At 54.0% G+C, this 12633-nt stretch carries 11 protein-coding genes; 5 read left to right on the plus strand and 6 right to left on the minus strand.

From position 1 onward, the window contains the following. Positions 1-182 precede the first annotated feature (182 nt). Positions 183-2531: a putative bifunctional diguanylate cyclase/phosphodiesterase gene (locus tag HALO_RS19810; RefSeq protein ID WP_035576628.1), complete on the minus strand. Its 2349-nt coding sequence runs from the start codon at positions 2529-2531 to the stop codon at positions 183-185. Between the two features lie 491 nt (positions 2532-3022). Between HALO_RS19810 and HALO_RS19815 the strand changes: the two genes are divergently transcribed. From HALO_RS19815 to zigA, 5 genes are all read left to right on the plus strand, one after another. Further along, a complete protein-coding gene (locus tag HALO_RS19815; RefSeq protein WP_035576627.1) occupies positions 3023-3370 on the plus strand; it encodes a helix-turn-helix domain-containing protein in 348 nt (115 codons plus the stop codon). A 265-nt stretch (positions 3371-3635) separates the two neighbouring features. Beyond that, positions 3636-4268, plus strand: coding sequence for a class I SAM-dependent methyltransferase (locus tag HALO_RS19820; protein ID WP_035576626.1), 633 nt, complete (start codon positions 3636-3638; stop codon positions 4266-4268). A 97-nt stretch (positions 4269-4365) separates the two neighbouring features. After that, on the plus strand, positions 4366-5766 hold the full coding sequence (locus tag HALO_RS19825; protein ID WP_050713921.1) for a PepSY-associated TM helix domain-containing protein: 1401 nt from the start codon (positions 4366-4368) through the stop codon (positions 5764-5766). After that, positions 5747-6022: a TIGR03643 family protein gene (locus tag HALO_RS19830; RefSeq protein ID WP_035576625.1), complete on the plus strand. Its 276-nt coding sequence runs from the start codon at positions 5747-5749 to the stop codon at positions 6020-6022. Before HALO_RS19825 ends, HALO_RS19830 begins: the two co-directional genes overlap by 20 nt. Before the next feature lie 114 nt (positions 6023-6136). Further along, complete coding sequence (gene zigA, locus HALO_RS19835) at positions 6137-7363, plus strand: zinc metallochaperone GTPase ZigA (protein ID WP_050713922.1); 1227 nt, start codon at positions 6137-6139, stop codon at positions 7361-7363. An 85-nt stretch (positions 7364-7448) separates the two neighbouring features. Here the strand turns inward: zigA and HALO_RS19840 are convergent, their stop codons facing one another. The 5 genes from HALO_RS19840 to leuC all read right to left on the minus strand — a co-directional run bounded on the left by HALO_RS19840 (position 7449) and on the right by leuC (position 12519). Continuing rightward, the gene (locus tag HALO_RS19840) at positions 7449-8762 is read right to left on the minus strand and encodes a TRAP transporter large permease (protein ID WP_035576622.1); all 1314 of its coding nucleotides are present in this window, start codon (positions 8760-8762) and stop codon (positions 7449-7451) included. After that, positions 8762-9268 carry a TRAP transporter small permease gene (locus tag HALO_RS19845; RefSeq protein ID WP_035576621.1) on the minus strand — a complete coding sequence of 169 codons (507 nt, stop codon included), beginning with the start codon at positions 9266-9268 and terminating at the stop codon, positions 8762-8764. The genes HALO_RS19840 and HALO_RS19845 overlap by 1 nt, the downstream gene beginning before the upstream one ends. A gap of 62 nt (positions 9269-9330) precedes the next feature. Then, complete coding sequence (gene dctP / locus HALO_RS19850; protein ID WP_035576620.1) at positions 9331-10329, minus strand: TRAP transporter substrate-binding protein DctP; 999 nt, start codon at positions 10327-10329, stop codon at positions 9331-9333. A 112-nt stretch (positions 10330-10441) separates the two neighbouring features. Further along, on the minus strand, positions 10442-11080 hold the full coding sequence (leuD, locus tag HALO_RS19855; protein ID WP_035576619.1) for a 3-isopropylmalate dehydratase small subunit: 639 nt from the start codon (positions 11078-11080) through the stop codon (positions 10442-10444). Beyond that, positions 11080-12519 (minus strand): 3-isopropylmalate dehydratase large subunit, encoded by a 1440-nt coding sequence (gene leuC, locus HALO_RS19860; RefSeq protein WP_035576618.1) that lies wholly within the window; start codon positions 12517-12519, stop codon positions 11080-11082. The genes leuD and leuC overlap by 1 nt, the downstream gene beginning before the upstream one ends. Between the last annotated feature and the right edge of the window lie 114 nt (positions 12520-12633).

Raw genomic sequence — 12633 nt, forward strand, 5'->3', positions numbered from 1 at the left:
GAGTCTAGACTACTTGGCACCCTGACTGACCGGGCTTTTTGAAAGGGCTGAGGCAAAAATTAGAAGTTGCTCGATTCGTTTGGCCGCGTGAACAGGCGCCACCTTAAGCGGGTGGTCTAATAGTGATAGCGGGCTTGGAGGGAGTCCTTCGCGAACGCTTTAGGCAAAATCGCTCTACTGATTTAGCGAAGCCAGCGATGGGCAAACATTTCGGCGGGTAAAGGTCGGTCAAAGTAGTAGCCTTGCCCCTGAGCACAGCCCATTGCCAGCAACGCGGTGATTTGGTCTTGGTTCTCTATGCCTTCTGCAATGGTCTCAAGGCCCAGCGTGTTCGCCATGGCAATAATAGTCGCCACAATGACTCGGTCATTGTCGCTGGTAAGCATATCGCGCACAAAAGAGATATCAATTTTGATTTTGTCAGCGGCGAAACGCTTTAGGTAAGCAAGCGATGAATACCCGGTGCCAAAATCGTCAATGGATAGCCCTAGCCCTTTGCTCTTTAACACTTCAGTGATGGCAATCGCCTTTTCAGGATTCTCCATAATGCCACTTTCGGTAATTTCCAGGCTCAGTTGTGACGCTTCAATGCCGAACTGGGCACAGCGATTGAGCACGCTGGCCACCAAGTCCTCCTCTTCAAATTGCTGTGCGGCAATATTAATCGCCAACTGACCCGGCATCATGGTGTGCCCCTGCTCTCGCCATGCAGCAAGCTGCCTGCAGGCTTCCTCGACTACCCAACTGCCGAGCGCAACGATCATGCCGCGCTCCTCCGCAATAGGAATAAATTTACCCGGCGAAACGTCGCCCAGTTCCTCATCGTGCCAGCGACACAGGGCTTCAGCGCCAATTAGCCTGCCGCTGTGTAAATCGACCTGGGGCTGAAAGTGGAGACTCAGCTGTTTTTCTGCAATGGCAGACGCTAAGCGTTTGGCGATATGCAGCTGTTCCGCAACGAAACGCCCCATCCAAGGCTCAAAGACACACACGGAAAGCTTCTGCCGTTTGGCTTGATACATGGCAATGTCCGCGTGTTTCAACAGCTCTAATGGCGTTGCCGCATGCTGAGGATAAAGCGCGAGGCCGATGCCCACCGAGAGTTCGAAAGAGTGCTGCTCAACAATAAACGGCAGCGCGATGCTGTCACACAGCCGCTGAGCAGTGGCTAACGCGCCGTTTGCTTCAACACCTGGGCAAACCACCACAAATTCATCGCCACCCAAGCGGGCCAGGTATTGCCCCTCCGTTAACGAGGCTACAAAGCGTTCGGCAACGGCCTTAAGGACTAAATCACCCAGGTCGTGCCCAGCGGTGTCGTTAATCTCTTTGAAATGGTTAAGATCTAACAACAGTAGCGCCAGTTCAGAGGTCTGGGTATCAGCAACCACCCACTCTAAATGACGCATAAAGGCAGCGCGATTGGGCAATTGAGTGCCGGGGTCACAAAAGGCGAGTTGGCGTATACGTACTTCGTCTTGCTGGCGTTCAAGTTCGGACGCCGCCCGTGCGGCAAATATCTGCAATACGTTGCGCACAACCTCCACATCGTCCAGCGGCTTTTTAAACATGACGCCAATCAGCCCCATGGGCTGACCATGGCTATCATCCAGCCGTCGACCTACATAGCCGTTTACCCAAGACAGCGCCCCGTTGCTTTCAGCAGGCAGCATAATGGCGGCGCCCTCGTGAACGATACACTCCTGCTCCACCATCACCTTGTGGCAGGGAACACCGGGAAGATAATAGGCAAAATTGCTTTGCCGCTGGCCATTTACATACAGCGTTAAGGTATGCGCTATATCAGTATCTTGCGCATCCAGCAGCCCAATAAAGCCTACTTCGGCTGATAATGCCTCGGCCATATGGGCGGTGAGTTGGTGCAGAAACGCTTCGCCATTTTCAGCCGAAACCGCCGTCGCCACACTAACCACGGCGTGCTGAAAACGTTGCTGCGCATTAATCGTGTTGATCAGTGCTTCATTGCGTTGACCAATGCGTTGCAGCGCCCGTTGCTTATATAGCAGGCGTTCGCGCGTATGACTCTCCGCTAACTGGCGCGCCAACTCGACGCCCGCTAACGCCGCAGCGATACGCAGCACTTCGTCGGCATACGGAGGCAGCCTCAAAACAGAGGAGTGCATCAGCGCAATAACACCCAAAAAACCGCCGCCAGGCGCGGCTATGGAGATACCCAAGTACCCCTCCGCACCCAGGGCAGCCAGGCGCTGATCATCCGGGAACCGCTGTTGAACTTGGGAAGCAACAAACAGCCTGGAGTGATCAGCGACCTGCTGGCATGGCGTACCTTGAAGTGAATATGGAACCATCTCAATGAATTCACCCTGAGACCACTCCGCCAGCGTGGTCGCAATGCTCTGGTGGCTATCGACATGTTCAACAATGGCATGATCAACCCCGAGGATATCCGCTAAGGATCTCGCAAGGTGCTGAAAAAAACCCTCTTCACTGACGCAGGACAACTTATCCGCCAACTGTCGAAAAATCTCTGGTGCAGAAGTAGGTGGCATGTTATTAAGCGCCTTCAGATTTACACATCAAGCTTCTCTCGTTCATCCTGAAAAGTTTCTTTAAAAACACACCCGTCGCGCCATTAACGCTTCCGGCAACTGATCCAATGCTAAAACCTCTAAATGGAAAACCACTCAACACTTAATAACTCTTTACATTTAAACCCTTAAAAAACTTTCCAAAAAGACTAAGACCACTCAAACATTAATCTTTAAAACCATTCAACTATTATGTCTACCGATACACGTTCAGCTATTGAAATCATAGCTGTAGGTTTTTCATCTATGCAGCCATATACACCTAAGTGTTTATGCTTATTTGGATACCCAATTAACTTCCCATCGCTGCATCACACATTTCAGAGAGTAATCCAATGAAACAAAAAGTAACTATCGGCATCCAAATCAACCTTAGAAGATGATATTCAACCTAAACAGTCCTTCATGTCAATAGGTCGTTCCTCAACCATCTAGGTCTAATGGAGGGCATTGTGAATAAAACAGAACAGAAACGGCTAGCGGGCAGTATCGGCAGGGCCATTGCAAAACAGCGGGTTCGCAGTCAATTAACCCAGGAAGAAGTTGCTGAGCGCTTGGGTGTTGGCAATGAAGCCGTTTCGCGCATTGAGCGCGGGCGGGTGATACCCAATATTGTGCGTCTAATAGAGCTTGCTGAAATTTTCAACTGCGAGGCTGCAGAGCTGTTTGGGCAAGCCAGTTTTCATATCGATGATCAGTCAAGCAGAATGAAGCAGCTTTTGGCCCCATTAAATCAAAATGATCGCAAACTCGTTATCGATATTGTTGAAAACTTAGCCACACGCCTACAGAAGGGATAATGATGCATAATGACAAACACTCGCCACTATCATCTTAAGGCCAATCAACACTCGTTACTTATATTCAACTAGAGAGAAATCAATCTCCTACCAGTTTATAAAAAAGTGAATTAAACATGACTTATTTTATAAACTTTACAACACTGGTTTTTTAAAATGAGTTACATAACATGCGCACTCGCGATTGGTTGAATGATTGCTTTCATGCTATAGGTAGTCTGACCAGCCGTTCAGCAATCGCAGCGTTGCGCTGCAAAGAGGCGTTATGTTCAACACCACTGCATGGAACCGACTGCGCTATACCGCTTACGCGCCCTTCTACGATGCGGTCGCCGCCAGTGCGTTTCGCCGGCCCCGACGTATCGCACTTGGCCAAGTGGACTGGGAGCCCGGTATGCGAGTGCTACTGGTAGGCGCCGGAACGGGGTTAGACTTACCTTTTCTGCCCCATGATATCGAAGTGCACGCCACCGATATTGCACCTGCCATGGTGAAACGCACCGCAAAACGGGCCGAGGCACTGCGCCGCGATGTGGAGTGTGGTGTGATGGATGCCGAGGCACTCAGCTACCCCGACGAACACTTTGATGTAGTGGTGATGCACTTGATTCTGGCGGTTATGCCTGACCCACAGCGAGGACTGGCCGAAGCTAACCGGGTGCTAAAAGTAGGCGGTCAACTGTGCGTAATGGATAAATTTCAACCCGATGCTCAACTGGCAGGTGTAGGCAGGCGTACTCTCAACCTATTCACTTCGGCATTGGCAACCGATATTACCCGCCAAGCGCAGTCACTGCTCAGCGAGGCTGGGTTCCAGATTCGCCACGATGAGCCGGTGCTGATGAATGGACTATTTCGTGCACTGCTAGCCGCCAAGCTAGCACCTTCAAGCCGTTAAACGTGTGACTTTTTACCGCTGCCTCAAGGCTAGCGATCGCTAAGTAAACTACCTAAGCTGTCTGACTATTTTACCGATACCACTCGGATTCAAGCCAATGACAGCCCGCTTTCCTACCCGCACTGGTAAACTGCTTTTTGCCCTAATTAGCCGCCTACACTTATATATTGGCCTCTTTATCGGTCCTTTTATTCTTATCGCGGCATTATCCGGCATTGCTTACTTGCTGAGCCCACCACTTGAAGAGTGGTTCTACCATGACACCCTATATGGCATTACTCAGGGTGAGCCTCAACCGCTTGCCGAACAGATCGCTGCTGGGCAGCGTTATCTAGGCGCCCCAACCTTACCCAGTGCGGTACGTCCAGCTCCGGCGCTAGGCGACACCACACGACTGATGTTTAGCGAGCCAGGCTTAGGGCCCTCGGAACACCGTGCTGTATTCGTTGACCCCATTTCCCTGGCAGTGACCGGTGATACAACGGTATACGGCACCAGCGGCATCTTGCCGCTGCGCACCATGATCGATCACTTTCACCGCCAGCTATTAATGGGCGATATGGGCCGTCTGTATAGTGAACTGGCTGCCTCATGGCTCTGGGTTGCCGCGCTGGGTGGCGTAATACTGTGGGTTTGGCAACGCCGCACGCTAAAAGCGCGTTCAAGGCCTCATACAGCCCGCCGACGCCACGCAACGCTTGGATGGGTCTTATCGCTCGGGCTCCTGTTCTTTTCCGCCACAGGGCTTACTTGGTCACAGTGGGCGGGCAGCAATATTGCCGAGCTACGGCATGCATGGGGCTGGAGTACGCCAAGCGCCTCAACAGCGCTGATCGATACCGATACACAACCACACGATGAACATGCAGAACATCGCGGCCACATGGCAATGGTGTCCACAGCCATCACGTCAGACGACTTTGATCGGGCGCTGAGTGCTGCGCGTCAGGCGGGCATCAGCGCTGCACGACTGCAGCTAACGCCCCCGAGTGGCCCTCAACAGGCATGGAGGGTAGCCGAAATTGATCGCCAGTGGCCTACCCAAGTAGACCAAGTAGCGCTGGACCCGCATAGCATGGCAGTGACCGATCAAACCGACTTCAACACGTTTCCTTTGGCAGCCAAACTCACCCGCTGGGGGATTGATCTGCATATGGGGGTGCTGTTTGGCATCGTTAATCAAGTCATGCTGGCAACGATCGCTGCGGGGCTTGTGACATTGATAGTATGGGGCTATTTGATGGCATGGCGGCGACTGCGCGCGCTAAGTGGTCAGCGCTTTCCCACGGTGGCTGAGCCCTGGCTAATGCTGCCTACCACGGCCAAACTAAGCATACTGTTTGTCGCTATTGCGCTGGGCGTGGCGCTGCCAGTATTGGGCGTCAGCCTTGCGGTTTTTATCGTGATTGATGCGCTGCGCTGGTATGTTAAACAACGCTACAGCGCACACCGCCTAACCCAATTAAACGAGGTGAAAGATGCCAAAAGCCCCCGTTAAGCGCTTTCGCCGGTTACCCGACGACGAACAGTCGCGCGTTATCGAAATGGCCTGGGAAGACCGCACACCGTTTGAAGCCATCGAAACGCTCTATGGCCTTGCCGAACCCGATGTGATTGAAGTGATGCGTGATCAGCTAAAACCGGCTTCCTTTCGCCTATGGCGCAAGCGCGTCACTGGCCGCGCCACCAAACATACTGCATTGCGTTCACCCGATGTGTTACGCGGTTACTGCCCAACGCAATATAAGCGCTGACGCTCCTTAACAGATATAAGCAGACGTGTTGCCCCTCTAAACGGGGCTTTCTCTTAACGCCTCTTTATTGTTATATTATCACATAACATAAACCCATTTAGAGGTGACCTAGCAATGGCCGCATTTTCTCCCCTCCCCGTGACGGTGCTCTCGGGTTTTCTGGGTGCTGGTAAAACCACCGTGCTCAATCATATTCTTGCCAATCGCGAAGGTCGCCGGGTGGCGGTGATCGTTAACGATATGAGCGAGGTGAATATTGACGGTGCGCTGGTGCGGGGTGGCCCTGGCGAGTCGACGTTGGATGGCGATGTTGCTCTGAACCGCTCTGAAGAGCGTTTAGTAGAGATGAGCAACGGCTGCATCTGCTGCACCCTGCGCGAAGACTTGCTAGTAGAAGTCAGCCAGTTGGCTCGAGAGGGCAAGTTCGATTACCTGGTCATTGAGTCCACCGGGATTTCAGAGCCGCTGCCCGTGGCGGAAACCTTCACCTTTGAAGATGAAAGCGGCCAGAGCCTTTCCCACGTAGCGCGGCTGGATACGCTGGTCACCGTCGTCGATGGCGCCAACTTTCTTGAACAGTACCGCGAAGCGCAAAGCCTCGCTGAAGCGGGCGAAAGKTTAGGCGAAGACGACGAGCGCAACGTCGCCGACCTGCTGGTTGATCAAATCGAGTTTTGCGATGTGCTGTTGATCAGCAAGACTGACCTGATCAGTGAGAAAGAGTTAGCAGCGCTGAAGGCGATTCTACACTCGCTGAACCCCGACGCGGAGCTGGTACCGATCACTCAAGGCGGCGTGCCGCTAGACAAAGTGCTGGATACCGGCAAGTTCAACTTTGAGCGCGCCCAGCAAGCGCCAGGCTGGCTAAAAGAGATGCGCGGTGAGCATGTACCAGAAACCGAAGAGTACGGGATTGCCAGCTTTGCTTATCATGCCCGTCGTCCCTTCCATCCGCAGAAATTCCACGACTTGCTCAACCAGGAGTGGTTCGGAAAAGGCTTATTACGCTCGAAGGGCTTTTTCTGGCTCGCCACTCGCCCTCAAGCCGCTGGTCAGTGGAGTCAGGCAGGCGGCATCGCCCACCACGGCCCGGCAGGCGTGTTCTGGAAGACAATTCCCGAAGAGCGCTGGCCAACGGATCCAGAAACGCGTCAGTTTATTATGGAGAAGTGGCAGGAGCCGTTCGGTGATATGCGCCAGGAACTGGTCTTTATCGGCCAGAACCTGGATCAAGCTAAAATGCGTGAAGCGCTGGATGGCTGCCTGCTAAGCGAAGCGGAACTACTGGAAGGCATGAACGCGTGGAAGAAMCTGCCCGATCCATTCCCGTCCTGGGAATAAGTAAGAGCTAATAACGCTTAAATGCAAAGAGAGAGGCCGCAGCCTCTCTCTTTTTTATTGCCTGCACTTTTTCTTGCTAAAAGCTCTATTGCAGCATACTGGGCAACCAAGTCGCGAGGCCCGGAAACACGATCAGCACCGCGACCAGCAGCATCGAACAGAGAATGTAGGGAATCGCTGCCGAGTATATTTCACGCATGGTAGTACCTGCCGGAGCGACCCCTTTCATGACAAACAACAACAGACCCAAGGGCGGCGTTGAGAAACTGATTTCAAGCGCAAGCAGAACAACGATACCGAACCACACCAAATCAAACCCCAGCGCCTGGGCGAGTGGGAAAAAGATTGGCACGGTCAGCATCATGATAGAGATCTGCTCCATAAAGGTGCCCAGCACCAGTAGCACCGCAAACATCGCCAGGAGCATCAGAATCGGCGACAGATCAAAACTGGTCGCCCAGCCGATCAAGCCACCCGAAGCGCCAGAGAAGCCGAGCAACTGACTGAAGGTAGCCGAGCCAAACACGATCAGGTAGGCCATCAGCGTGACTTTCAGGGCCCCGGTGACCGAAAGCTTAAACGCCTCCCAGGTCATGCAGCGGAAAATAAACGCCAGGATAATCACGCCTAGCGCACCAAAGGCTGCAGCCTCTGACGGCGTGGCAAACCCAATCAGCATTAGTGTGACGATAATCACCATCACACTGAGCATGGGTAGAATATCGGTCACGATCAGTTTGAGCTTCGCGCTCAGCGGCACCGGCTCAAGCTCATAATTCGGGGCGGCCAAAGGATCCAGCTTGGTTTGAATAAAGATGGTCGCGATATAGAACCCCGCCAGCGTTAGCCCCGGCAGAATACCGGCGATAAGCAGTGCGCCAATATCCACTTTCGCCAAGGTTGCTAACAGCACTGCCAGCGCGGAGGGCGGAATGATAATCGCCAGGCCGCCAGTGCCCAGAATCGGGCCAATCGCCATTTTCTTTTTATAGCCCCGCCGCTCCATTTCCGGCACCAGTAACGAACCCATTAATGCCGTAGAGCCCATGGAGGAGCCACTCAGCGTTGAGAACGCCGTACCACCCACCACTGTGACGTAAGATAAACGCCCCGGCACCTTGCCCATTAGCTGATCCACAGCGTTGAACATTTTCATGCCCAGCCCGGTACGGAAAAACAGTTCGCCCATCAACAGGAACAGCGGAATGGGCACCAAGTTAAAGCTGGAGAGTGCGCCGAAACCGTTGTTGAGCATCTGTAAAATGCCGGTTTGGCCCCCCATAAAGTGCCAGGCGCCAATCACGTTGGCGGCCAAAAACGCTAAAGCAATGGGGGTACCAATGGCCATGAACAGGAGAATCAGCGAGAGCAGGAAAGCGAGCGCAAAGTACCATTCCATTATTCTTTAATCCCCGCTTCGCCGCTGTGAAGAATTTCATGGCCCACCACAAAGCGGCCAAATTCGATCGCCATCAGGGAAAAGCTGATGGGGAAGACGATGGTTAGTATCCATTTCGGCACAAAGAAAGCCCGTACGTCATAGTCAGTGCGCTCAATATTGAGCAGCACCAGATCAAGCCCCTTCCACGCCAGCACACCGCACACCACGACACAGAGCAGCGACACCCCACGGCTGAGGATATTCAGCGCTGCAGGTGGCAACACCGAGGTCAGCAGCTCGATATGCACATGCCCTTTTTGGCGCACCAGCCAGGGAGCTCCGAGTAAGGTGAGGTAGAACATGGCGTATTCGGTGGAGAGGAAAAACCACGCAGAAGGCTGAAGGCCTAAGTTACGAATCACCACCGAAAGCACCACGGCCACCATCAGCCAGACCAGCATGATGGCGGCCAGCAGTGCCATGCCGTTGAGCAGCAGCAGATAGCCGCGTTGTGCGTAGCGCATAAAAAACCCTAGAAAATAAGCCACACAAATAGGGCGCTCAATCGCTCGGCGCCCCTACGTTTCTATAGATCGTTGAATTTTTCGATCAGCGTATCGTAATGCTCAAGCCCCATGGGGTGGCGCTCCATCTGGCCGCGCATACGCTCCCAGGTGGCATCCCGGGCAGCGTCTGAGAAGCGCTGTGCTGCTTCGCCTTCCAGGGTGATGACCTGCATGCCATCAGCCTCAAGCTCGGCTTGCTGTTCTTTGGCTAATTCAGCCAGTTGTTCGGCGCTGTCGCGCTCATGCTCAATGGCGACTTCCTGAAGAATTTGCTGCGACTCTTCGCTGAGCTGGTTCCACTTATCCAGGTTAACGATCACCCCCATATCGGTAGAGAAGAAGGCAGGGTCAACCCGGTAGTTAAGGAAACGATCCCAGTTGAGGTCTTTCAGGCCAATCTGCGTCCAGCCGGTCGCGTTCACTACGCCTCGCTCCAGGGCCGCATAAACATCGGTGGTCGGCAGGCTGATTGGCTGCGCGCCCAGGTAGTCCTGGAAGAAGGCGTCATACACCGGGTTACTGCGTAAGCGTAGGCCCGAAACGTTTAGATTACCTTCGTCATCAATGGTGGGCTCATCAATGGTGTAGAAGTTGTAGCTGACCCCACTGTCGAACCAGCCCAAGTAGTAGGTGCCCATTTTCTCCTGATGAATTTCATTCAGCAGATCGATGCCGCCATTTTCACGGGCGAAAATAGCGTTGGTGTTCGAGGCAACCATGGCATCGCGCTCTGGCACGGTGCCCGCGTAGAAGCTCGCGGCGGTGTAGGCCATATCGACCACGCCGTTGCGCACTGCGTCGGGCTGTTCGGAAAGACCAATCACTTCAGGGCCGCCGCGCACGTTAATTTGCACCACACCTTCACCGCGCTCGTTGACCTTATCGACGAACTCTAAAAAGCTCTGGGTATAGATCAGCGAGGGAGGAAACGCATGCACGGCGGTGATTTCATCCAGCGCCAGCGCCTGAGTAGATGCCAGGGCTGTCAACACGCCCATCGTTAGCGTTACTTTTTTCATCGGTTAGTCTCCTGCACAAAGGGAATTACGTTATTGGGTGTTTTTGAACCATTGATGCAAGCGTGCGTGCTGTTTTTATGGTGATCTACTATTTGAGTAACACTAGGTGCCGCTACCCTTTACTGATAATGGTGGATTCTGGAGACTGCGCCGCCGTCCAGGGAAACTGCTTGGCGTACATATCTGCAAAACAGGTAATAGTGTCAGCATGCTGGCGAGTCATATCGATATCATCCCAGCCGTTGAGCAGTTTGGTACGCCATACGGGGCTAATAGAAAAGCTAACCTCTACTTCGGCAACACGAATTAACTGCTGCTCCAAATCAACGTAAATTGCGGCTGGTGAATCGCCAAGGGCTGCCAGCAGGCGCTCGACGTCATCCTCTTCAACAACAGCAGGTAGTAAGCCGTTATTGACGGCGTTAGAGGCAAAAATATCGCCGAAGCTCGGTGCCACTACGCAGCGAAAGCCGTAATCGACTAGCGCATAGACGGCTGCTTCCCGTGAGGAACCAGCGCCAAAGTTACGGCGGCTAACCATCACTTCGGCATCTGCTGCYCTGGGGCGATGAAGAATAAAATTTGTATCCGGCGTGCCCTGCTCATCGTGACGAACGTCGTAAAGTAGAAATTGACCGTAGCCCACACTGCGTGGCTCTTTCATAAAGCGCGCAGGAATTAGCTGGTCGGTGTCCACGTTAGCTGCAGCAAGGGCAACGCCGAGAGTGTCTAGTACGGTAATGGGTTGCATTAGTGCGCTCCTGAAGTCTGGAAGAATGAATCACTGCCAGCAGGTAAAGAACGTACATCGGCTAACCGCCCATTGACCGCCGCGGCAGCCACCATCGCAGGCGACATCAAATGGGTGCGCGCCCCTGGTCCCTGGCGGCCTTTAAAGTTGCGGTTGGTGGTGGACGCACAGCGCTCACCGCTGGCGACTAAATCACCGTTCATACCCACGCACATGGAGCAACCGGAGTGGCGCCACTCAAGCCCGGCATCAATAAAGATACGGTCTAACCCTTCGGCTTCGGCCTGGGTTTTCACCAGGGTTGAGCCTGGCGAGACCATGCCGGGCACGCGGCTTTTGTGGCCTGCCAGGACAGCCGCAGCGGCGCGCAAATCTTCAATGCGGGCGTTGGTGCAGGAGCCAATAAACACCCGGTCAATGGTGATATCGGTGAGCTTTTGCCCCGCCGTTAGCCCCATATAGGACAAGCTATCCCGGGCTTGGCGCGCTTTCGCCGGATCGCTCAATTGATCAGGATCAGGCACCGCCTGGTCGATCGGCAACGCTTCTTCCGGCGAGACACCCCAGGTCACTGTCGGCGCAATCTCATCGGCGTGCAGCGTCACCTCAAGATCAAAGCTGGCGCCTGGGTCGCTGTAGAGCGTGGACCAGTAAGCGCAGGCTTGGTCGAAAGCCTTCCCTTTAGGGCTCCAGGGGCGCTCGCGCAGATAGTCGAAGGTGGTTTGGTCTGGGGCAATCATGCCGCAGCGACCGCCGCCCTCAATGGAGAGATTACACAGCGTAAGCCGCGCTTCCATGGAGAGCGAGCGGATCGCCTCGCCAGCGTACTCAATGGCATAGCCGCGAGCACCGTCGGCGCCCAGGCGCGCAATCCAGGTCAGCGCAATATCTTTAGCCGTGATGCCCTCGGCGAGTTGACCCTCGACGGTAATCCGCATCACCTTGGGTTTGCTTTGCCACAGGGTTTGGGTGGCCAGTACGTGGGCCACTTCCGAGGCACCAATACCAAAGGCAATGCTGCCAAAGGCGCCATGGGTGGCGGTGTGGCTATCGCCGCACACCATCACCATGCCCGGCTGGGTAAGCCCCTGCTCGGGGCCTAGCACATGCACAATGCCCTGGCGTGGGTCATCCAAGCCAAACAGCGTCACCCCATGTTGGTGGGTATTTTGCGACAGCTGTTCAATCATCAAACGCACCTTGGGATCGGCAACGCCGGCTAAATCGCGGGCTAGCGTCGGTACGTAGTGGTCAGCAATGCCGAAGGTTAAATCGGGCCGAGCAACGGGCAGTTGGCGCTCACCCAGCTTATTGAACGCATGAAAGGAGCCTTCGTGAACAAAGTGACGGTCAATCCACAGCAGGCTCTGACCACTTTCACTGCGGTGAACCTCGTGGGCGCGCCAAACTTTGTCAAATAGCGTTGTAGGGGTACTCATTGTCGTCGCTCGTTGCCTCAGCCTTCGTTGGTCTTATCGTCACCACCCCAATACAACTAGCGCAGTTTCACAACACAGGTCAAATGTATTTTTTGTAATTTTTTATCTGTATTA

The sequence above is a fragment of the Halomonas sp. R57-5 genome, assembly GCF_900070345.1.
Classification (GTDB): Bacteria; Pseudomonadota; Gammaproteobacteria; order Pseudomonadales; family Halomonadaceae; genus Vreelandella; species Vreelandella ventosae_B.

Excerpts from the sequence above, each read along its gene's own strand:
- HALO_RS19810 (WP_035576628.1), bottom strand. The coding sequence starts at position 2,531 with ATGCCACCTACTTCTGCACCAGAGATTTTTCGACAGTTGGCGGATAAG.
- HALO_RS19820 (WP_035576626.1), top strand. The coding sequence starts at position 3,636 with ATGTTCAACACCACTGCATGGAACCGACTGCGCTATACCGCTTACGCG.
- HALO_RS19825 (WP_050713921.1), top strand. The coding sequence starts at position 4,366 with ATGACAGCCCGCTTTCCTACCCGCACTGGTAAACTGCTTTTTGCCCTA.
- HALO_RS19830 (WP_035576625.1), top strand. The coding sequence starts at position 5,747 with ATGCCAAAAGCCCCCGTTAAGCGCTTTCGCCGGTTACCCGACGACGAA.
- HALO_RS19840 (WP_035576622.1), bottom strand. The coding sequence starts at position 8,762 with ATGGAATGGTACTTTGCGCTCGCTTTCCTGCTCTCGCTGATTCTCCTG.
- HALO_RS19845 (WP_035576621.1), bottom strand. The coding sequence starts at position 9,268 with ATGCGCTACGCACAACGCGGCTATCTGCTGCTGCTCAACGGCATGGCA.
- dctP (WP_035576620.1), bottom strand. The coding sequence starts at position 10,329 with ATGAAAAAAGTAACGCTAACGATGGGCGTGTTGACAGCCCTGGCATCT.
- leuC (WP_035576618.1), bottom strand. The coding sequence starts at position 12,519 with ATGAGTACCCCTACAACGCTATTTGACAAAGTTTGGCGCGCCCACGAG.